Raw genomic sequence first — 20,136 nt, 5'->3', positions numbered from 1 at the left:
CGTATGAGTGATGTGTTCATCAAGATCTGCGGGTTGCGGGAAGCGGCCGATGTGGACGTGGCCGTCGAGGCGGGGGCCGACGCCCTCGGGTTCGTGTTCGCGCCCGGCAGTCCCCGTACGGTCGGGGCCGCGCTCGCGCGGGAGTTGGCCCGGCGGGTGCCGGACGGGGTGCTGACCGTCGGGGTGTTCCGGGGGCAGTCGGTGGACGAGGTGCGGCGCCTCACCGAGGAGAGCGGGCTGCGCGCGGTCCAACTGCACGGGGACGAGGGGCCGGAGTACTACGAGGCCCTGCGGGCCGGGGGCCGGACGCTGCTGCGGGCCACCTCCGAGCACGTGGAGCGGTGCGGGGAGTACGGGGAGGACCTGCTGCTGATCGACGCCCCGGACCCGGGGTCGGGCGAGCCGTGGAACTGGGGCTCGGCGGAGTTCACCGCCCCGGCCGGGCGCTGGCTGCTGGCGGGCGGGCTGACTCCCGACACGGTGCGGCGGGCCGTGGTGGTCACCGGGGCCTGGGGGGTCGACGTATCGAGCGGCGTCGAGAGCGTGCGCGGGGTGAAGTCCCCCGAGCTGATCCGGAAGTTCATCGCTGCCGCACGCGACGCGGGTCGCCCCGTGTAGTTGTCGTATTACTCTGAGCGAGAATTCGCGTGTGCGGGTGTCCTCTTGCGGGCATTTCATCCGTATGGACGCGGAATATCTGGGATGGCTCCGGCGCCTGACGCGCCGCCTCGGCAGTATCGGCACGGGCGGCGGCGGCCGGGGCGGCGCCGTGGTGGGGGTGGAAGCGGGCGCGGGGGCCGGGCTGCCGCGCCGCGCCCCCGTCTTCACCGCCGACTTCACCTCGCCCGCCCAATGGGTCGCGGGACGCTCGTGGGCGTATCCGGGCGGCGGTCCGACCAACCCCGGCGACAACAAACTGGACCACCTCGTCACCGACCCCTCCTACAGCCGCGGCGGTGTCTTCCGCGCGACCCGTCGCCCCGACGGAAACTGGGACTCCGGCCTGCTCACCACCGAGGGCAGCGACGAGGGCTTCACGGTGCGCACCGACGACGTGCTGGAAGCGCGGGTGAAGCTGCCGGTGGAGCTGGGCGCCTGGCCCGCGATCTGGACCTGGCGCGACGGCGGCCAGGAGATCGACTTCTTCGAGTACCACCCCGACAACCCGGACCTGCTGGAGCTGTCGAACCACGTGCGGGGCGCGAGCCACTACCACCACGACCCGGGGGTCCGGCCGGGCGCCTGGGTGGACCTGAAGGTCGAGCTCGGGCGGAACTCGGTGGTCTGGTGGATCAACGGCACCCGGGTCTTCGCGGACCGCAAGGGCGTCGGCCGCCGCTGGCGCGCGTACCTCATCGTGAACCTGTCGGTCTCGGCCGGGAACTACCATCCGGCCCCGGAACCGGGGATCTCGGAGATGTCCTGGGAGGTGTCGGCCCTGCGGGTGTACCGGGCGTAGCAGGGCCGCCGCGGCCGGGTGCGCGGGGTTGCTGCGTGAGCCACTCGATCGTGGGACGCTGAAAGGAGCGGCTGCGCACCGCGAAACCGTCGAATTACGCTTGCTGGCATATGCCACGGGAGAGGGGACCCTCGATGACCGCTGCCATGGTCGAGGACGGCCGGGACTCCGGCAGTCGTGCGTGGGAGTACCTGCTGCAGAGCTGGCGTGACCTGGACGTGCCGGAGGGCTGGCGCGCCGAGATCGACGGAGGGCAGATCACCTTGGTGCCACCGCACCACCCCCATCACAACGAGATCGCCGAACGGCTTCAGCGCGCGCTGTACGGCGTCCTGCCGATGGCGTGGGGGCTCTATCAGACGCTCGGGATCCAGGTCGGGCCGCTGGACAAGCTGTATGTGCCTGACCTCGTGGTCGTCCCGCGGGAGTTGGTCGCCGGAGCCGATCCGGACGTCTCCCTCCCCGTCGACGCGGCCGATGCGCTGCTCGTCGTGGAGATCACCTCCAAGGGCAATGCCGAGGAGGACCGGAAGAAGAAGTTGTGGGCGTACGCGCACGCTCCGGTCCCGGCCTACCTGCTGATCGACCGTTTCGACGAGCACGGTCCGACGACCACCTTGTTCACCGAACCCCAGAACGGTGCGTACAAGCACGCGGACCGCGTGGCGTTCGGTGACAAGCTGGTGCTGCCCAAGCCCTTCCCGTTGACCTTGGACACGGCGGCGTTCCCGCACTGACCTCGTCGAGGCGCTCCACGAGCGGGCCCCCTCCGTGACGGCCTACGATGACTCCGAGGTTTGTCCTCGTATGGATGGAGTCATCCCATGACACATTCGGGCAATCGGTTGCGCAAGGGGGCCGTGACCGCCGTCGCGGTCGGGACGTTGATGGTGCCGGTCGCGGGCGGGGTGGCGTTCGCGCACCCGGCCTCCGTAGCTGCCGTGGCCTCCGCCACCGATCCACCGGTCCCGCCCGGCGCCGTACGCGAACTCACGCCCGCCGTGGCCCAGCAGCTCGACGAAGCGGTGCGGAAGGCCATGCGCGAGGCGAGCGTGCCCGGCGCCACCGTCGGGGTGTGGACGCCCGACAAGGGGCAGTACGTGAAGTCGTTCGGGGTCGCCGACAAGGCCACCGGGCAGAAGATGACGCCGGACCTGTACATGCGGATCGGCAGCGAGACCAAGACGTTCACGGTGACGGCGCTGCTCCAGCTCGTCGACCAGAAGAAGGTGGGCCTCGACGACCCGATCGGGAAGTACGTCGACGGGGTGCCCAACGGGGACAAGATCACCTTGCGGCAGCTGGCCGAGATGCGCAGCGGGTTGTTCAGCTACACCCAGGACCCCGGCTTCTACAAGGCCCTGACGTCCGATCCGACCCGGGCGTTCACCCCGCAGGAGCTGCTCGCGTACGCCTTCAAGCACCCGGTGCTGTCCGCGCCGGGCGAGAAGTTCTTCTACTGCAACACCAATCTCATCCTGCTCGGCCTGGTGGTCGAGAAGCAGTCGGGTCAGCCGCTCGCGGACTACGTCAAGGAGCACATCCTCACCCCGGCGGGCATGGACCGCACGCTCTTCCCGGCCGGCGCGGAGTTCCCGGAGCCGCACGCGCAGGGGTACACCGAGCAGACGGCGAGCGGGAAGACCGAGGACACGGCCGACTGGAACCCCTCCTGGGGCTGGGCGGCGGGCGCGATGATCTCGACCCTGGACGACCTGCGGACATGGGCGCGCACGGTGGCCACGGGAGTGCTGCCCGACGGGAAGGTCATGGTCAGTGCCGCCACGCAGCGGCAGCGGCTGAAGACCCTGACGACCACGATCCCGGACGCCGGGTACGGGCTCGGCATCTTCACGACCGAGGGCTGGACCGGGCACAACGGTTCGCTGCCGGGCTACGAGTCGCTGACCGTCTACCTGCCGTCGGCGAAGGCGACCATGGTGGTGGTGCTGAACACGGACACCAACTACAAGGACTCCGAGCCCAGTACGGTCATCGGACAGGCGATCACCAAGATCGTCTCGCCGGGGAACGTCTACACCCTGCCCGGGGAGCCCGAGGCGAAGTGACCTCCGCCCCGGGCCGTACGAGCGTGACGGCGTAGGCCGTCGGGCGTGAGGCCGTTACGACATCGCCGGTTCCTTCTCGGGGACCGGCGATGCGGCCGTGGCGTCGGCGGCGGCCGGGCCGTTCTCCGGGTCGGTGTTCAGGTCCACCAGCATCTGCCGCGTGAAGCCGAAGAAGTAGGTGGCGAGGAAGCCGACCGCGTAGCCGATGGCCAGCCCGCCCGCGTAGATCGCGATGGTGGCGCCCAGCCCGCCCTTGCCGTTGAGCAGGGGGAAGAGGGCCCAGCCCGAGGGGCCGATCGCGGTCGAACCGAAGGCCACGCCCAGCTGGTTGAAGAGGCCCACGAAGGCCCCGCCCGCCGCGCCGCCGACGCAGGCGGTGACGAAGGGGCGGCCCAGCGGCAGCGAGACGCCGTAGATCAGCGGTTCGCCGATGCCCAGGAAACCGGCGGGGAGGGCGGACTTGATGGTGCGGCGCAGCGAACCGTTGCGCGGGAGGCGGTAGTAGACCGCGATGGCCGCGCCGACCTGGCCCGCGCCCGCCATGGCCAGGATGGGGAGCAGGACGGTGTAGCCGGTCTGCTCGATCAAGGTGGTGTGGATCGGGATCAGGGCCTGGTGCAGGCCGAGCATGACCAGGGGGAGGAAGAGCCCGCCGAGGACCAGCCCGGCGAAGGCGCCGCCGCTGGCGAGCAGCCAGGTGGCGAACGTACCGATGGCGGTGGAGGCCTCACCCGCGAGGAACATCAGGCCGAAGAGGGTGACCAGACCGGCGATCAGCACGGTCAGGGTGGGGGTGACCAGGACGTCGAGGGCCTCGGGCACCCACCTGCGACACCGCTTCTCGACGTACACGGCGAGCAGCGCGGCGGCGAGGGCGCCGAGCACACCGCCCTGACCGGGGGAGAGCTGCTGGCCGAAGACGTCGATCTTGGCGACGCCGGGGAAGACGATGATCGCGGCGACCGCACCGCCCAGGATGGGCGTACCGCCGAACTCCTTCGCCGTGTTGAGGCCGACGAAGACGGCGATCAGCGACATGAAGCCGGAGGCCATCGCGGCGAGCGCCGGGACGATGGTGGGCAGCCAGCCGAAATTGATCAGCAGTCCGTTGAGCCCCGCGATGATGCCGCAGCCGATGAGGGCCGGGATCAGCGGGACGAAGATGTTCGCGATGCGGCGCAGGAAGAGCTTGAAGGGGGTGGAGTTCTTCGCCTTCTGGGCCTGCTTGAGGGCCGCGCCCTGGGCGGCCAGTTCGTCGGCGGTCACCGCGTGTCCGGGGCCGTGGCCGGGGTCGGGTGCGGGCTCGGGCGCGGGGGCCGCGGCGCGCTCCTCGGCGACCAGGGCTTCCAGTTCTGGGGTGACCCGGGCGACGGTGCCGGGGCCGAGGACGATCTGGTACGTGTCGTCCTCGACGACGCCCATGACGGCGGGGAGGGCCTTGAGGGCCTCGTCCTGGACGAGGGTGCGGTCGCGCAGGCCGATCCGCAGGCGGGTCATGCAGTGCGCGATCGAGGTGATGTTGCCGGAGCCGCCGACCAGCGGAAGGATCGCGGCGGCGGTGGCGCGGTTCTTGTCTGTGGACATGGTGCGGGTCCCTAGGTGGTGGGGGTCGGTCGTGGCGTCGGCGGGTCAGGCGGTGGTCGTGGCGGTGGTCGTGGCGGTGGGGGACGACGGGGCGGTGGCGGCGCGGGACGGGGCGGCGGCGGCCAGGGCCTCGCGGAGGTGGCCGTGGGAGGACTTCAGCAGGGCGGCGGCCGTGGGGGCGTCGACCACGCCGAGGAGCACCAGGATGGCGTGCTTGACCTCGCCGTCCGTGGCGGTCAGCGCGGCCTCGATCTCCTCGTCGGCGGCGCCGGTCGCGAGGGCGACGATGCGGCGCGAACGGGCGCGCAGCTTCTCGTTGGAGGCGCGCAGGTCGACCATGAGGTTCCCGTACGTCTTGCCCAGGCGGATCATGGTGATCGTCGAGATGAGGTTCAGGACGAGCTTCTGCGCGGTGCCCGCCTTGAGGCGGGTGGAGCCGGTGAGCAGCTCGGGGCCGACGACCACCTCGATGCCGTGCTCGGCGGCGGCGGCGAGCGCGGAGCCGGCGTTGCAGGAGAGGCCGACGCTGAGCGCGCCGCGACCGCGGGCGAACGCGACCGCGCCGACGGCGTACGGGGTGCGGCCGGAGGCCGAGATGCCGATGACCGTGTCGTCGGCGGTCAGGTCGAGGGCGGTGAGGTCCTCGGCGGCCAGTTCGGCGGAGTCCTCTGCGCCCTCGACGGCCTTGACCATGGCGGAGGGGCCGCCCGCGATCAGGCCGACGACCTCGGCGGGGTCGGTGTTGAAGGTGGGCGGGCACTCGCTCGCGTCCAGGACGCCCATCCGGCCCGCCGTGCCCGCGCCCGCGTAGATCAGGCGCCCGCCGCGGGCCATGCGCTCCGCGATGGCGTCGATGGCCGCGGCGATCGCGGGCAGCTGCCCTGCGATGGCGGCGGGGACGGTGGCGTCCTCGGCGTTCATGGTGCGGGCGATGTCGAGGGTCGCCAGCTGGTCGATGTCGGCGAGCTCCGGGCGGAACGCCTCCGTGGTGAGGGTGTCCAGCTGGGCGCGGAGGGCGGCGTACGCGGTCATGGCGGGGGCTCCTAGTGCTGTGGCCGGGAAGGTGTGCCGGGTCGCGGTGTTCGGCGCTGTGCCTCGCCGGAGGCGCTGGACGGCGCACGCGGGACGGACGCGCGGTGCCGGGGTGCCAGGGCCTCGTACGACGCGGCGAGCGCGGGCGCGGCCGTCTCGTAGGTGCGCTGCGCGATGCCGACGAAGAGGCAGTCGACGACGAACAGCTGGCTGGTCCGGCTCGACATGGCCGCCGGGCGCAGCTCGGTCTCCCGGGCGGCGGAGGTGGCGAGGACCAGATCGGCGTAGTGGACGACCGGGCCGCCGGGGCGGCCGGTGATGGCGATGGTGGCGGCCCCGCGCTCGAAGGCGTGGCGCAGCGGTTCGACCACGTCCCCGGTGGAACCGGAGTGGGTGATCGCGACCGCCGCGTCGCCCGGGGAGAGCAGGACGGCGTTGGTGATGGCGAGGTGCGGGTCGCTGTGCGCGTGGGCGATCAGGCCGATCCGGAGGAGCTTCTGCGCGAGGTCCTGGGCGACCAGGGCGGAGGCGCCGACGCCGTAGATGTCGATGCGGCGGGCGGAGGCGAGCGCGGTCACGGCGGCGGCGAGCTGGGCGTGGTCCAGGCCCGCGGCGGTATCGGCGAGGGTCTGCCGCTCCTCGTGGGCGAGTTTGGCGACGACGTCCGCGATCGGGTCGTCCACGGCTATGTCCGCGGTGACGGCGGGGGCCGCGCCGGACTCCTGGCGGGCGGCGATCGCGGCGAGCGCGAGGCGCAGGTCGCGGTAGCCGGGGTAGCCGAGGAGGCGGGCGGTGCGGACGACGGTGGCCTCGCTGGTGCCGGAGCGGGCCGCGAGGGCGGTGACGGTGAGCTGCGAGCACCCGGCGGGGTCGGCGGCTACTGCCTCGGCGACGGCGTGCATGGAGCGGGTCATCGAGGGGCCGAGGGTACGGATCTTGGCGCGCAGGCTCTCAGGAGCCGTGGCCGTGGCCTGCGGGAACGGTGTGGCCTGCGGGGCCTGCGTGGCCTGCGTGGAAGCCCGGGCGGGCGCGGGGGATGCGGGCGAGGTGGGGGGCCCGGGCGTCTCGGCCGTTCCGGTCGCCTCGGCCGGCTCGGGCGTCTCGGGCAGGACCGGGCGACTGAAAGTTTTCTTCTCTATTTCGCTCACGCTTGAAATCTATTTTCAGCGCGGCGGGTGCGTCAAGGCGCCATGAGGCACTGGTTCGGGGGGACCTTCGACCCCTTCGCGGCCCGGGGGCACAATGGCTTCATGGACCACACGCCCCCCTTGGAACAGGCGCTGCACGCCGCCCGTGCACTCGTACTCGCCGACCTCGTCGCGGGCCAGGTCGCCGACGCCGACGTCGTCTCCCTCGTCGAGGACTCGGTCGTGCACCGCCGCTGGTGGGCCGAGCAGTGGCCCGAGGGGGCCGGTTACCTCCCCGGGCTCGTCGCCCAGGACGTACAGGACGCGCTGCTGGAGCGGTACGGGCGCTGGCCGCTGTGCCCGGTCTGCGCGGACGGCGATCCGCACGCGCTCGACGTGGATCCGGAGCTGGGGCCCGACCCGCACTGGGTGTGCGGCAAGGCGCAGGTCCGGGTGGCACCGGTGGGCGCCCTGGACTCCGTCGTCGGGCCCGGGCACTGAGGGCGGCGGGGCGCGGATGACGCTCTACATCGACCCGCCGACCTGGCCGGGCCACGGCCGTATGTGGTCGCACCTGGTCAGCGACGTCTCGTTCGAGGAGCTGCACGCCTTCGCGGCGGCCATCGGCTGCCCGGAGCGGGCCTTCGAGCGCGACCACTACGACGTCCCCTCGCACCGGTACGCGGACGCGGTGCGCGCGGGCGCGGTCGAGGTCGGCAGCAAGGAGATCGTCCGCCGCATCACGGCGGCGGGCCTGCGCCGCCCGAAGGGCCGCCCGGCCTCCTGAAAACCGGTTCCGGCCGGCTCCGGGCGGGGGCGGGGGTCAGACCCGCTGCTCCTGCGGTGCGGAGGGTCAGACCCGCTGCTCCTGCGGTGCGGAGGGTCAGACCCGCTGCTCCTGCGGTGCGGGAGCGGGGGACGCGGCCACGACGCGGGTCGCGGGGGACGGCGTACGGCGGTCCAGGCGCAGGGATACGACGGCCAGCGCGATCGCGGTGACCGTCATCGCGGCTCCCGCCCAGGCCGTGGCGGCGAAGCCCCAGCCCGCGTCGATGACCGTACCGCCGAGCCAGGGGCCGCCGGTGTTGCCGAGGTTGAAGGCAGCCGTGGTGGTCGCCCCGGCCAGGGTGGGGGCGGCGCCCGCCACGTTGAACATGCGGGCGTTGAGCGCCGGGGCGGTGAAGAAGGCGGAGAAGCCGAGCAGGAACGCCAGCGCGATCGCGGCCGCCTGCGCGGACGCCAGCAGCGCGAGGGCGGTCAGGAAGACGGTGGAGGCGCTGATGCCCCAGAGCAGCACGCCGAAGAGGTGCGCGTCGGCGACCCGCCCGCCCACCGTCGTACCGATGAGCGCGCCGACCCCGAAGAGGCCCAGGATCCACGGGACCCAGCCCGCGTCCAGCCCGGCGACGTCGGTGAGCAGCGGCGAGAGGTAGCTGAACGCGCAGAAGACGCCGCCCGCGGCGAGCGCGGTGACGCCGATGGACAGCCAGACCTGGCGGTCGCGGTAGATGCGCAGCTCACGCACCAGCCGGGGCTTCTCGGCGGGCAGCGGGATCGGCGGGATCAGCGCGAGGATGCCGACGAGGGCGATGGCGGAGGCGGCGCCGACCGACCAGAAGGCGGAGCGCCAGCCGAGGTGCTCGCCGAGGAAGGCGCCCGCCGGGACGCCCAGGACGTTCGCGATGGACAGGCCGCCGATCATGACGGCCATCGCGCGGGCCCGCTGGTGCTTCTCGACCATGGCGATGGCGACGGCCGCGCCGACCGCCCAGAAGCCCGCGCAGGCGAGGGCGGAGAGGATGCGGGAGGCGAAGAGCAGCTCGTACGTCGGGGCGAGCGCGCCCGCGACCTGCCCCAGGCCGAAGAGGCTGATGAGGGAGACGAGGGTGGTGCGGCGCGGGAGGCGCAGGGTGGCCACGGCGAGCAGCGGGGCGCCGACGACCATGCCGATCGCGAAGGCGGATATGAGCAGGCCCGCCTGCGGGATGGTGACGCCCATGTCCTCGGCGATGGGTGGCAGCAGCCCGGACAGCATGAATTCGCTGGTCCCCAGGGCGAAGACGGAGAGGCCGAGGATGTAGACGGCGACGGGCATGCGGGTGCGTTCGGCTGCGGCGGGCATGACATGCACCAACCGGGCGGAACGCCCGCGCATTCCCCTATGCGCCTGTTATGCGCCTGTTTGATCGCTCACACGTTCAAGTTCGGCGGCTTCGGCGGCCAGGTTGGCGCGGGCCGGTGCCTCCCAGTGGGCGGCGCCGTGGGGGGTGCGGAAGAGCCGGGGCAGGGCGAGCAACTGGCGCAGGACGGCGGCCCGGCCGGCCCGGAAGGCCTCGTCGGGGACGAAGCCGTACTCCTCGCGGACGGCGGCGGCGTAGGCGGCGTAGGCCCGCGGGGTCCCGGCGAGGACCGCGAGGTCGGCGTCGCACAGCACCTCGCCGTCGGCGTCGCCGGGGGCCGGGTCGTGGGTGACGGTGAGCCGGACCAGCCGGGCGACCTCGGCGGTGCGGGCGGGGTCGACGCCGAGTTCGGCCAGGGCGCGCTCGGCGAGGACGGCGCTGCGCTCCTCGTTCTCGGAGCGGTCGGGGCGGTACACGGCGTCGTGGAACCAGGCGGCGAGGCGGACAGTGGTCACATCTCCGGCGTGCCCGGCGAGGACGTCGATGTGGGCCAGTACGGCGGCCAGGTGCGCGGTGGAGTGGTAGCGCCGCTGGGGCTCCGCCCAGGCGGCGAGCAGCCGGTCGGCGTAGGGGGCGGGGTCGCGGTCGGCGCCCGCCGCTTCGGCGGTCCGGCGCCAGGCGTCGCGCAGATCCTCCTGGAGCGGGTCGTTGCGGCGCTGCGGCGTGTCGGAGTCCATACGGACATTGTGCGGGTGGCGTGATGGTGCTGGTGAAGGGTGCCGGGGGAGCCGTACCCTGGATATTGGACTAGACCTATTTGCCAAAAGACGTATACGAGCAGCAAGCCGAAGGATGGGGTCAAATGAGCAACCGTGCGCTCCTGGAGGTGATCGCCCTCGACGTGGAGGACGCGATCGCGGCCCAGGCCGGTGGGGCGGACCGGCTGGAGCTGGTCACCGACATGGCCGCCGACGGCCTCACCCCGCCGCGCGAGACCTTCGCGGCGATCCGGGCGGCCGTCGACATCCCGCTGCGGGTGATGCTGCGGCTGGCCGACGGTTTCGCGGCCGGGGACGTCGAGGCGCTGGTCACGGTGGCGCGGGGGCTGCGGGCGGAGGGTGCGCAGGAGTTCGTACTGGGCTTCCTGAACCCCGACGGTACGCCCGACCTCGGCGCGGTCGAGGCGCTGGTGGCGGAGCTCGACGGCTGCCGGTGGACCTTCCACCGGGCCATTGACCGGGCCGCGGACCGGGACGGGCTGCGCAAGGCGCTGGCGGATGTGCCGGGCCTGGACACCTACCTGACGGCGGGGGCCGCGGGCGGCGTGGACGCGGGCCTCCCGACCCTCCTGGCGGAGGCGGCGCGGCGGGGCGATCCGGGGTACGGGCCGAGGATCCTGGTCGGCGGCGGCCTGGACCTGCACCACCTGCCGGAGCTCCGGGCCGCGGGCGTGGACGCCTTCCACATCGGCGGCGCGGCCCGCCCCCGGGGCTGGTCCGCCCCGGTCGCCGCGTCGGCGGTCGCCGCCTGGCGCGAGGCGCTGTCGTAACCGGGTCGCCCCGGCGGGCCGGATGCCGCGGCCCGGCTTTGCCCTCAATCGCCGGGCGGGCTGATTGTGGCCGGGCCCGGGCTGCGCCGACCCAGCCCCGGCCCGGGCGGACAGCCAGCCCCGCCGGCGTTTGAGGCGCCCCCGGAGGGCGGGCCCCGGCGCGGCACTAGGTCAGGGCCGGCGGCAGCGGGCTGGCGTGGAGGGTCGTCAGGCCGGAGACGGCACGGGTCAGGCAGACGTACAGCCGCCGCAACCCCGTCCGCTCGTCCGGCTCGCCCGACACGATCGCCCCCGGCTCGTCCAGTACCACGTAGTCGTACTCCAGGCCCTTCGCCAACGACGCCGGCACCAGCGTCAGCCGCGACGCGGCGGTCGTCTCCTCACCCGGCGCCAGATACGGCAGACCGGCCGCCCCCAGCGCCTCCCCGAGCCCCCCGATCCGCGCGTCCGCCGCGATCAGCCCGACGGAGCCCTCGTGCGCGAGCGCCTCCCGGCAGGCCGTCACCACGGCCGCCGTGAGGTCCGCCGCCCCGACCTCCCGCACGACCAGCGACCCCGGCGCCTCACGCACCGAGGACACGGCCGCCAGCCCCGGCGAGATCTCCGGCAGCAGCCGCGACGCGTACGCGATCACCTCGCGCGGCACGCGGAAACCGGCCGTCAGCTCCTCCAGCACCGCCTCCGGCTTGCCCAGGTGACCCAGCGCCTCCGCCCAACTGCGCGTCGCCCACGGCGTGGTGCCCTGCGCCAGGTCGCCCAGTACCGTCGCCGAACCCGTCGTACAGCGCCGCCCCACCGCCCGGTACTGCATCGGCGACAGGTCCTGCGCCTCGTCGAGGACGACATGACCGAGCGAGTGCGTACGTTCCACCAGGTCGGTGGCCTCGTCGATGAGCACCAGGTCCGCCGGGGACCACTTCGCCGCCTTCACGCTCCGGTACGGCTTCGGCCACAGCAGCAGCTTCTGCTCGTCCTCGCTGAGGATCCCCGCCGCGTGCTGCGCGAGGAACTCCGGATCGGCGAGCAGCCGCAGCACCAGCCTCGCCGGCTCCACCAGCGGCCACATCTGCTTGACGGCCGCCTTGACCGCCGGGTTGCGGGCCACCGCGTCCTGGACCCGGTCGTCGGGTGCCTCGCCCGCCTGCTCCATCCGTACGAGCACGGTGTGCGCGATGCGCTGCGGCAGCGCGTCGTGGGCGGCGCCGTAGCGGATGTCGCGCTTCTGGAGCTCCTCGACGATCTCGCCCAGCTCGTACGCCGGGACCCGCCAGCGGCGCGAGCCGCGGACCACCATCAGCGGCTCGGTGGGCAGGGTGACGTGTGACCGTACGGCCCGGCGCAGCACCTGCGCCATCCGGGCGTCGCCCTTGACGACGGCGGTCTCGGCCTGGTCGGCGCCCCGGACCTCGGCCCCGCCCGGGCGGGCCACCAGGTCGTCGACGGTCGCCTGCTTGACCTCCAGCTCGCCCAGGGCCGGGAGGACCTGCTCGATGTAGTGCAGGAAGGAACGGTTCGGCCCGATGACCAGGGTGCCGGTGCGGGCGAGCCGGTCGCGGTGCGCGTAGAGGAGGTAGGCGACGCGGTGCAGGCCGACGGCGGTCTTGCCGGTGCCGGGGCCGCCCTGCACGCACACCGACCCGCCGAGGCCGGACCGTACGATCTCGTCCTGCTCCGGCTGGATCGTGGCGACGATGTCACGCATCGGGCCGACGCGCGGGCGCTCGATCTCCCGCTGGAGCAGCTTGCTGACGGTGGCCGCCGTCTCGGCGGGGTCGGACAGGTGCTCGTCCTCGTACGCCGTCAACTCGCCGCCCGTGTAACCGAAGCGGCGGCGCAGCCCGACGTCCTGCGGGTCGGTCTTGGACGCCCGGTAGAAGGGCTGCGAGACGGGGGCGCGCCAGTCGATGACCATCGGGTCGCCGCCCGCGTCGTGGACGTGGCGGCGGCCGATGTAGAACTGCTCGCCCTCCGCGCCTTCGGCGAGCACGGCGCCGGGCGAGTGCAGGTAGTCGAGGCGGCCGAAGAAGAGCGGGGTGTGGGCCAGGTCCGCGAGGGCCTTGATGCGGTCGTCGATCTGGGCCTGGAGGACGACGGCGTTGACCCAGTTCGCGGTGACGTCGCGGATGTCGAGGGACTCGACGTCCTCGCGCATGGCGCGCAGCGCGGAACGGGACGCGAAGAGGTGGGCCCGTTCGCGGGCGAGGGGATCGGCGGACACGGGACTGCCTGCGGACACGGAACTGCCTCCAGCTGACTGATCTGTGTGATCGGTACCGTCCGGTTTCCGAGCGGACGGCGGCTCTCCCCGGCGGCGTGGTGGAGCGACGGCGGGAGGGGAGGCGGCAAGAGCGGAGAGTGTAGTCAGCGCGGCGGCGGGACGCGAACGGTTTACCCGGCCGGGGCTCCCGGGAGCCAGGGGGGTGACATCAGGGTGAGCCCAGGGGTGACATGAGGGGGAGGGTCAGACCTTCGGCAGAGGCCCCGGGGGTCGGGGTGAGCCGTGAGGAGGAGACGGGAGGCCCCGAGGTTCCCTCCCGAGGGCGATGTGCGAGGGGCCTCGAAAACGGACCATGGATACATGAGCACCGCAACCTTCACCCCGATCCAGGGCCGCCGCGCTCGCGGCGCCACCGCCACTACTCCCGTCGTCCGCACCCATGACGAACAGCCCGCGGCCGACGCCCTCGCGGCGCGCCGCAAGGGCGGTCTGCTGCGGGCGGCGAAGATCTTCGCAGGCACCGCGGTGAGCGTGGTCCTGCTGGGTGAATACGCCGAGGACGCGGGCGTCATACGTCGCTGACGCCCCCGGCGTCGCCGATCCTCCCCGGGCCCTACTCCTCCCCGGTCCCGCCCTCGGCCGCGCTCTCGTCCGCGTCCGTGTTCTCGCCGTCCTCGCCGCTAACGCCGTCCTCGCCGTGGCTGGTCAGCAGCTCGTCGGCGTCCATGATCCGGTAGGCGTAGCCCTGCTCGGCCAGGAACCGCTGGCGGTGCGCGGCGAAGTCCTGGTCGATCGTGTCCCGGGCCACCACCGAGTAGAAGCGCGCCTCGTGCCCGTCCGCCTTCGGACGCAGCACGCGGCCCAGCCGCTGGGCCTCCTCCTGGCGGGAGCCGAAGGTGCCCGACACCTGGATGGCCACCGTGGCCTCCGGGAGGTCGATGGAGAAGTTCGCGACCTTCGAGACGACCAGCACGCTGATCTCGCCCTCGCGGAACGCGTTGAACAGCTTCTCGCGCTGCGCGTTCGAGGTCTCGCCCTTGATGACGGGCGCGTTCAGGTGCTCACCCAGCTCGTCGAGCTGGTCGATGTACTGGCCGATGACCAGCGTCTGCTCGCCCCGGTGCTTGCGTACGAGCGCCTCGGTGACCTTCCGCTTCGTCGTGGTCGTCGCGCAGAAGCGGTACTTCTCCTCGGTCTCGGCGGTCGCGTAGGCGAGCCGCTCGGCCTCGGTGAGGTTGACGCGTACCTCGACGCAGTCCGCCGGGGCGATGTAGCCCTGCGCCTCGATCTCCTTCCACGGAGCGTCGAACCGCTTGGGGCCGATCAGCGAGAACACGTCCGACTCGCGGCCGTCCTCGCGGACCAGCGTCGCGGTCAGCCCGAGGCGCCGGCGGGCCTGCAGATCCGCCGTGAACTTGAAGACCGGCGCGGGCAGCAGGTGCACCTCGTCATAGATGATCAGGCCCCAGTCCCGGGAGTCGAACAGCTCCAGGTGCGGATAGATGCCCTTCCGCTTCGTCGTGAGGACCTGGTACGTCGCGATCGTGACCGGGCGGATCTCCTTGCGGGTGCCCGAGTACTCGCCGATCTCCTCCTCGGTGAGCGAGGTCCGCTTGATCAGCTCGTGCTTCCACTGCCGGGCCGAGACGGTGTTCGTGACCAGGATCAGCGTGGTCGCCTTGGCCTGCGCCATCGCCCCGGCGCCCACCAGCGTCTTGCCCGCGCCACAGGGCAGCACGACCACGCCCGAGCCGCCGTGCCAGAAACCCTCGACGGCCTGCTGCTGGTAGGGACGCAGCGCCCAGCCGTTCTCGGCCAGCTCGATCGGGTGCGCCTCGCCGTCGACGTACCCGGCGAGGTCCTCGGCGGGCCAGCCCAGCTTGAGCAGGGTCTGCTTGATCTGCCCGCGCTCGGAGGGGTGCACGGCGACGGTGTCGGCGTCGAGCCGGGCGCCGACCAGCGGGGCGACCTTCTTGGACCGCAGGATCTCCTCCAGCACGGGCCGGTCGGTGCTGGTCAGGACCAGCCCGTGCACGGGGTGCTTGCTGAGGGTCAGCCGCCCGTAGCGGGCCATGGTCTCGGCGACGTCCACGAGCAGCGCGTGCGGCACGGGATAGCGGGAGAACTCGACGAGCGCGTCCACGACCTGCTCGGCGTCGTGCCCGGCCGCCCGGGCGTTCCACAGCCCGAGCGGGGTGATCCGGTAGGTGTGGATGTGCTCGGGAGCCCGCTCCAGCTCGGCGAACGGCGCGATGGCCCGCCGAGCGGCGGCGGACAGCTCGTGGTCGACCTCAAGCAGGAGGGTCTTGTCACTCTGGACGATCAGAGGCCCGTTCAAGAGCGTCCCTTTCCGGCGGTGTGGCTGTCCGGGCGCGGACGGCCAAACCTCCAGTCTGCCGCATCCCCCGCCTCGTGTGGGGGTTCATGGCGGTGGCCGGGGCTGGTACCGGGCACGCGGGGCGGTCAGGGCGCCGGCTGCCGCCGCGGGGTCGGCGGCCTCCTCGAAGGCGGTGACCGGCTCGGACCGCGGCTCGTTGGGCCGCCGTACGGGGGCGGGTTACGCGCCCAGGTGCGGCAGCTGGCCCGTGGGGTAGGGGGTTTCGGCGGGGAGCAGGGCGCGGGCCGCCGCCTCGTCGCCCGCGCGGACCAGGGCGTGGATCTCTTGGGCCAGTGGGGTGACGTCGCGGATGGACACCGTCCACTCGTCGGCGTACGCGCGGGACGCGAAGCCGGACAGGCCCAGTTGCAGGGAGCGGTACGGCAGGGCGTTGAGGTGGAGGTCGCGTTCGGGATCCCACTGGACGCGCGCCGGGGCCCGGCGCAGCGCCTCCCGCCAGGCGGCCCGGTCCGGGTGCGTGGCGGCCTCGTAGTGCGACAGGCAGGCGTGGCGCAGCGCGTGGTCGAAACCGGCCCGGGTGATCTCGACGGCCAGGACCGTCTCCTGGTCGGCCTTGGCGGCCCAGCCGCAGCGGTACATCATCCACAGGAACGACGGCTTGATCCACGTCATCCGCTCCCGCTTCCAGGCGGCCGGGAAGCGGCCGTCGCGGGCCGCGGGGAGGCCGAGGTGGGGACCGTACGCCTGGTAGACGGTGACGGTGCCGGCGGTGTGGGCCGCCCGGATCCGGCGGGCCGGTTCGACGGGGGCGGCGCTCGCGCCTGTGTGCGCGCCCGCGGCGCCCGTCGTGCTGCTCGTGGTCATGGCGTCAGGATCGCCGCCCGCCGTCGTGCCCGGCCAGTGGATTTCGCCGCCGGGGTCCGCTCACACCTGGTCGTCGGCCAGTTCCGCCACGCCCGTGACCCGGTGCAGGGCGTACGTACGGACCTCGTCCGCCGTGTGGTCGTAGCCCGTGACGAAGCCGCCCTCCACCCGGACCGGGGCGATCACGCGCTGGCTCGCGGCCCCGTCGGCGTTCACGTATCCGATCCACACCGCCGACCCGGTCAGCGCCGCCGCCTGCACCGTCGCCAGGGTCTCCGCCGCGCTGGTGCGCGGCAGCTCACCGGGGAGCGCGGGCGAGGCGGACGCGGACGTCGCGGGCTCCTTGCGGACCGCCGTCGCCGCCAGGTCGCCCGCGCGGATCGCCCGTACCGCCGCGCCCAGCAGTCGCGCGTCCGGCACCGGCGGGCCCTCCGGGACCGGTACCGGCGCGCTGCGGCGCGGCGCGCGCACCGCGTCGGCCCGCGCCACCAGCACGTCACCGGTACGGGACTCCGCGGCCGGGGCGTAGCCCATCGCCCGCAACCCGTCGAGCAGCGCACCCGGTTCGGCCTGCGCGGCCAGCACGGTCGGCGCGAGACGGCGCAGGCCCAGCCCGGCCGAGCGCTTGTCGGCGAGGAGTTCGCCGAGCACCGCGTCGTCGTCGCAGCGCACGTACGAGGAGGCCGCGCCCACCCGCAGGTGCCCGTGCCGCCGCGCCATGTCGTCGATCAGGTACGACAGCGGCTGCGGAACCGGCGTACGGCTGTGCTCGGCCAGGAAGGCGTGCAGGTCGACGGCGGTCCGCCCGGCGTCCAGCGCCCGGCGTACGGAACCGGGCGTGAACCGGTACACCGTCGCCCCGCCCTTGGACTCCACGTCGGCGAGCACGGCCAGTACGTCCCCCAGCGGGCGGCGCAGCGGGCCCGGCGCGACCGCCGTCAGGTCGGCCTGGAGGAGTACGTAGTCCACCGGCTCCGGCAGCAGCGGCGCCAGCAGCGGCCCCGGATCCTCGTGCGCGAGCAGCGCCCGGCCCGGCGCGGACAGTGCCCCGCGCCCGGTCACCCCGAGCAGTTCCGCCTCCGACAGGGTCCAGTGCGCGAGGCGGGCCCGCAGGTCGCCGGCGCCGCGCACCGGGCGCTCCCAGGCGAGCCGCGCGAGCAGCGCGTCCGGGTCGGCGGAGCCGCCTTCGGGGAGCGCGGCGAGGAGTTCGAGCACCCGGCGGCGTACCTCGGGCGCGGCGGAGCGGTCCAGGTCGGGGCCCAGCACGGACAGGGTGCGGCCCTTGGCGTCCTGTTCGCCGACGAGCGCGCCCGTGCGGGTGGCGGGGAGCCAGGCGGCGGCCAGGGCCGACCACCGCTCGGCGGGCGGGAGTTCGGTCCAGTCGTCGAACGCGGGGGTCGGCGCGTACCGCTCGTCCGCCGCGCCGTCGCTGGCCAGCAGCCCGGTGGCGTAGGCGAGTTCGATCCAGAACGCGGCGAGGGACTCGGTGGTGTCCAGGGCGGTCGCGGTCCGCTTGAGGTCGCGGACGGCGAGCCCGCCCGCGCGCAGCACGGCGGGCCCGGCGTGCTCCCAGAACTTCACGAGTTCCTCGACCGTGGACAGCGCGGCGAGCGCCTGCCCGGCCGCGTTCGCGTCCACAAGCTGTGGACGGTGCTCGAGCGAGGCGGTCACGGGCGGCGCGAGCGGCTCCGGCACCCGGTGGGCCAGCCCGCCGCGCAGGTGCAGGGCGACCTCGCGGGGGAGTACGACCGTCCGCGTCGAGGCGGGCAGCAGCAGCCCGCGGTCCCGCAGCCAGCGCACGGGCGGGGTCGGATTCGCGGTCACCTCCCCGTACGGCGGCCCCCACACGAGGCGGCCCAGCACCTGATGGGCCTCGGCGGGCGCCTCGTCGAGCAGCGCCGACATCCGGGCGTCGTCCGTGAACAGGGCGGTCAGCGCGGACACCGCCGACACCGGGTCGTGGGTGGCGGTCAGCCCGGCGGCCAGCACGATCTCCTGGACCCGGCCCGGGGACATGCCCGCGGTGGCCTCGGCGACGGTCGGGCCGAGCCCGGTGGGGGAGGGGCGGGAAGCGGAGGGGGACAGCAACTCCCGTGCGGTGCGCACCAGTCGCAGCGAGGAGCCCGCGCCCCACAGGAGGGCCTGGTCGCGCAGGGTCGCCACGGCGTGCGGCAGCGCGGCCCGGACGGCGTCGGCGGCGGCCCGGCGGTCGTCCTCGCCGCCGGAGGGCGCGCCGGTCAGCAGCGACTCCAGTACCTCGTACGGGCACGGGTCCGGGGCCACCGCCAGCGCCTCGGCGGTCTGCAGCGCGAAGCGGTCCAGGTGTTCCAGGGCGCGCACCACCGAGGCGCGGGTCCCGGCGCGGGTCGCGAGCCGCGTGACGTCGCCCGGAACGGGGTTGAGCAGGTCGGGCCGGGCCCGCAGCAGTGCGCCGAGCGCGGAGTCGTCGCGGGCGCGCAGCGCCTCGGCGAGGGAACGCGGAGCGGTCCCTGCGGTGCTTGCCTCGGGCACGGTCGCCTCCTGGTCGCGTCGGCCGGTCGTCGGCCGGTTCCCATCCGGTCCACGTTATCCGCTGCGTACGCGACGGCTCCACGGGCGCACGCGCTACCTTTCGACGAGGCGGTACGGGAGGAGCCGGGGCGTGGGCATCGAGAGCGACCATCTGGTCTACGAATATCTGAGCAGGGTCGGGGACTTGGCCCAGCGGAGGCACCTGACCTCCGGGGACCGGATGCGGTTGGTGACGGGACTGCGGGACGAGATCGACCGGCGGCGCGCCAAGTACGACCCGGAGACCCCGGCGGCGGTACGGCGCATCCTGGACCGGATCGGCAGCCCCGAGGAGATCCTGGACGCGCTGGGGTCGGGTTCGGCGCCGGGTTCGGGTGCCGCTCCGGCGGCTCCGGCGCCCGCCGTTCCCGAGCAGCGCGGCCCGGGCCGTCCGCGCGCCCGCAAGCCGCCCGCGGAGCCGCCCGGGCCCGCGTCGCCGCACCTGGCCGGGCTCGACGAACTCGGCCCGGACGGGGGCGGGGGCGCCGAGCCGGACTGGTGGCGGGTCGCGCCGAGCGCGTACGGGAACGGGCCGCAGGTCGACGGCTTCGCGGGCGGCATCGAGATGCCGGACCTCTTCAAGGTCCCGGCGGAGGAGGACGAGGCGGCCGAGGCCGCGGCTACCGGGCCGGCGGGGCCGGGCGGGCCGGGGGAGACGCGGCGCCGGGCCGTCGTGCGGGTGCTGCGCGAGCGGCGCCGGCGCAAGAAGGAGGCGGCGGCGGCCGCGGTGGTGCCCGAAGCGGCGGCCGTCGTCGCGGTGCGCCCGAAGCCGCACGCCTTCCTGCTGCTGGCCGCGCTGCTCCTGGCGGTCGGTGTGGCCACCGGCTACTGGGTCCTGCTCGGGCTGGGCTGGCTGCTGGCGTACGCGTCGCGGGTGCTGGGCCCGGCCGAGAAGAAGTGGGTGGTGTTCGGGCTGCCGGGGGCGGTCTTCGCGGGTGCGGTGGTGTGGGTGTGGGGGCGGCTGAACGGCCGCTGGGGCGACCCGCTGGCCGACGGTCACCTCGGGGAGGCGTTCCAGGGCATGTGGCCGTGGCTGATCCGCGGCGCCGCCGTAGCCTCGGCCGTCTACCTGACCTGGCGCTCCCGCCGTCACCACTAGGCAGCCCGCGCCCTTGCCCTCGATCGCCGGGCGCGACCACCGTCCAGCCGAGTCGGCGGACCGTCGGAGCGCGCCGCGGAACGGCGCTGGGAGCGGCGGCTGACATCTCACCGCATTTCATGATCTG

Annotated in this window: 17 protein-coding genes and 1 pseudogene; 9 read left to right on the top strand and 9 right to left on the bottom strand. The window is 73.8% G+C overall.

Annotation, left to right across the window (positions count from 1 at the left end; all coding sequences use genetic code 11):
- Positions 1-3: 3 nt before the first annotated feature.
- The 4 genes from QMF80_RS28135 (at position 4) to QMF80_RS28120 (ending at position 3,528) form a co-directional block, all read left to right on the top strand.
- The gene (locus QMF80_RS28135) at positions 4-618 is read left to right on the top strand and encodes a phosphoribosylanthranilate isomerase (protein ID WP_283458218.1); all 615 of its coding nucleotides are present in this window, start codon (positions 4-6) and stop codon (positions 616-618) included.
- Between the two features lie 64 nt (positions 619-682).
- Complete coding sequence (locus tag QMF80_RS28130) at positions 683-1,459, top strand: LamG domain-containing protein (RefSeq protein WP_283458215.1); 777 nt, start codon at positions 683-685, stop codon at positions 1,457-1,459.
- 134 nt (positions 1,460-1,593) lie between these two features.
- Positions 1,594-2,196 carry a Uma2 family endonuclease gene (locus QMF80_RS28125; protein WP_283458212.1) on the top strand — a complete coding sequence of 201 codons (603 nt, stop codon included), beginning with the start codon at positions 1,594-1,596 and terminating at the stop codon, positions 2,194-2,196.
- A gap of 87 nt (positions 2,197-2,283) precedes the next feature.
- On the top strand, positions 2,284-3,528 hold the full coding sequence (locus tag QMF80_RS28120) for a serine hydrolase domain-containing protein (protein ID WP_283458210.1): 1,245 nt from the start codon (positions 2,284-2,286) through the stop codon (positions 3,526-3,528).
- 54 nt (positions 3,529-3,582) lie between these two features.
- Here the strand turns inward: QMF80_RS28120 and QMF80_RS28115 are convergent, their stop codons facing one another.
- The 3 genes and pseudogenes from QMF80_RS28115 to QMF80_RS28105 form a co-directional block, all read right to left on the bottom strand.
- Positions 3,583-5,112, bottom strand: a complete 1,530-nt coding sequence (locus tag QMF80_RS28115; protein WP_283458208.1) for a PTS transporter subunit EIIC — start codon at positions 5,110-5,112, stop codon at positions 3,583-3,585.
- 45 nt (positions 5,113-5,157) lie between these two features.
- A complete protein-coding gene (gene murQ / locus QMF80_RS28110) occupies positions 5,158-6,144 on the bottom strand; it encodes an N-acetylmuramic acid 6-phosphate etherase (RefSeq protein ID WP_283458206.1) in 987 nt (328 codons plus the stop codon).
- 101 nt (positions 6,145-6,245) lie between these two features.
- Positions 6,246-7,091 (bottom strand): annotated as a pseudogene (locus QMF80_RS28105) (MurR/RpiR family transcriptional regulator); the annotation flags it as partial.
- Positions 7,092-7,394: 303 nt separating this feature from the next.
- Here QMF80_RS28105 and QMF80_RS28100 point away from each other — a divergent pair.
- Together QMF80_RS28100 and QMF80_RS28095 are read left to right on the top strand one after the other, a co-directional pair.
- On the top strand, positions 7,395-7,772 hold the full coding sequence (locus tag QMF80_RS28100) for a DUF8819 family protein (protein WP_283458204.1): 378 nt from the start codon (positions 7,395-7,397) through the stop codon (positions 7,770-7,772).
- Positions 7,773-7,788: 16 nt separating this feature from the next.
- Positions 7,789-8,058, top strand: coding sequence for a DUF4031 domain-containing protein (locus QMF80_RS28095; protein WP_283458203.1), 270 nt, complete (start codon positions 7,789-7,791; stop codon positions 8,056-8,058).
- Between the two features lie 96 nt (positions 8,059-8,154).
- On the opposite strand, the gene QMF80_RS28090 is transcribed toward QMF80_RS28095, so the two are convergent.
- Positions 8,155-9,366: a Cmx/CmrA family chloramphenicol efflux MFS transporter gene (locus QMF80_RS28090; protein WP_283458308.1), complete on the bottom strand. Its 1,212-nt coding sequence runs from the start codon at positions 9,364-9,366 to the stop codon at positions 8,155-8,157.
- 75 nt (positions 9,367-9,441) lie between these two features.
- Positions 9,442-10,128, bottom strand: coding sequence for an HD domain-containing protein (locus tag QMF80_RS28085; RefSeq protein WP_283458201.1), 687 nt, complete (start codon positions 10,126-10,128; stop codon positions 9,442-9,444).
- Positions 10,129-10,253: 125 nt separating this feature from the next.
- On the opposite strand from QMF80_RS28085, the gene QMF80_RS28080 reads away from it, so the two are divergent.
- On the top strand, positions 10,254-10,940 hold the full coding sequence (locus QMF80_RS28080; RefSeq protein ID WP_283458200.1) for a copper homeostasis protein CutC: 687 nt from the start codon (positions 10,254-10,256) through the stop codon (positions 10,938-10,940).
- Positions 10,941-11,106: 166 nt separating this feature from the next.
- Here QMF80_RS28080 and QMF80_RS28075 read toward each other — a convergent pair whose 3' ends face one another.
- Complete coding sequence (locus tag QMF80_RS28075) at positions 11,107-13,176, bottom strand: HelD family protein (protein ID WP_502962940.1); 2,070 nt, start codon at positions 13,174-13,176, stop codon at positions 11,107-11,109.
- A gap of 342 nt (positions 13,177-13,518) precedes the next feature.
- Between QMF80_RS28075 and QMF80_RS28070 the strand changes: the two genes are divergently transcribed.
- On the top strand, positions 13,519-13,740 hold the full coding sequence (locus tag QMF80_RS28070; RefSeq protein ID WP_283458198.1) for a hypothetical protein: 222 nt from the start codon (positions 13,519-13,521) through the stop codon (positions 13,738-13,740).
- 31 nt (positions 13,741-13,771) lie between these two features.
- On the opposite strand, the gene QMF80_RS28065 is transcribed toward QMF80_RS28070, so the two are convergent.
- From QMF80_RS28065 to QMF80_RS28055, 3 genes are all read right to left on the bottom strand, one after another.
- Complete coding sequence (locus tag QMF80_RS28065) at positions 13,772-15,496, bottom strand: DNA repair helicase XPB (protein WP_283458197.1); 1,725 nt, start codon at positions 15,494-15,496, stop codon at positions 13,772-13,774.
- Between the two features lie 219 nt (positions 15,497-15,715).
- Positions 15,716-16,360 (bottom strand): DUF4291 domain-containing protein, encoded by a 645-nt coding sequence (locus tag QMF80_RS28060; protein WP_283458195.1) that lies wholly within the window; start codon positions 16,358-16,360, stop codon positions 15,716-15,718.
- A gap of 60 nt (positions 16,361-16,420) precedes the next feature.
- Positions 16,421-18,871, bottom strand: coding sequence for a helicase C-terminal domain-containing protein (locus QMF80_RS28055; RefSeq protein WP_283458193.1), 2,451 nt, complete (start codon positions 18,869-18,871; stop codon positions 16,421-16,423).
- A gap of 130 nt (positions 18,872-19,001) precedes the next feature.
- On the opposite strand from QMF80_RS28055, the gene QMF80_RS28050 reads away from it, so the two are divergent.
- Positions 19,002-20,009 (top strand): hypothetical protein, encoded by a 1,008-nt coding sequence (locus QMF80_RS28050; protein ID WP_283458191.1) that lies wholly within the window; start codon positions 19,002-19,004, stop codon positions 20,007-20,009.
- The last annotated feature ends 127 nt before the right edge of the window (positions 20,010-20,136 follow it).

This window comes from Streptomyces sp. G-G2 (assembly GCF_030063135.1).
GTDB lineage: Bacteria > Actinomycetota > Actinomycetes > Streptomycetales > Streptomycetaceae > Streptomyces.
The sequence above is the reverse complement of the archived record's forward strand: the minus strand, read 5'-3'. Positions and strand labels throughout refer to the sequence as shown.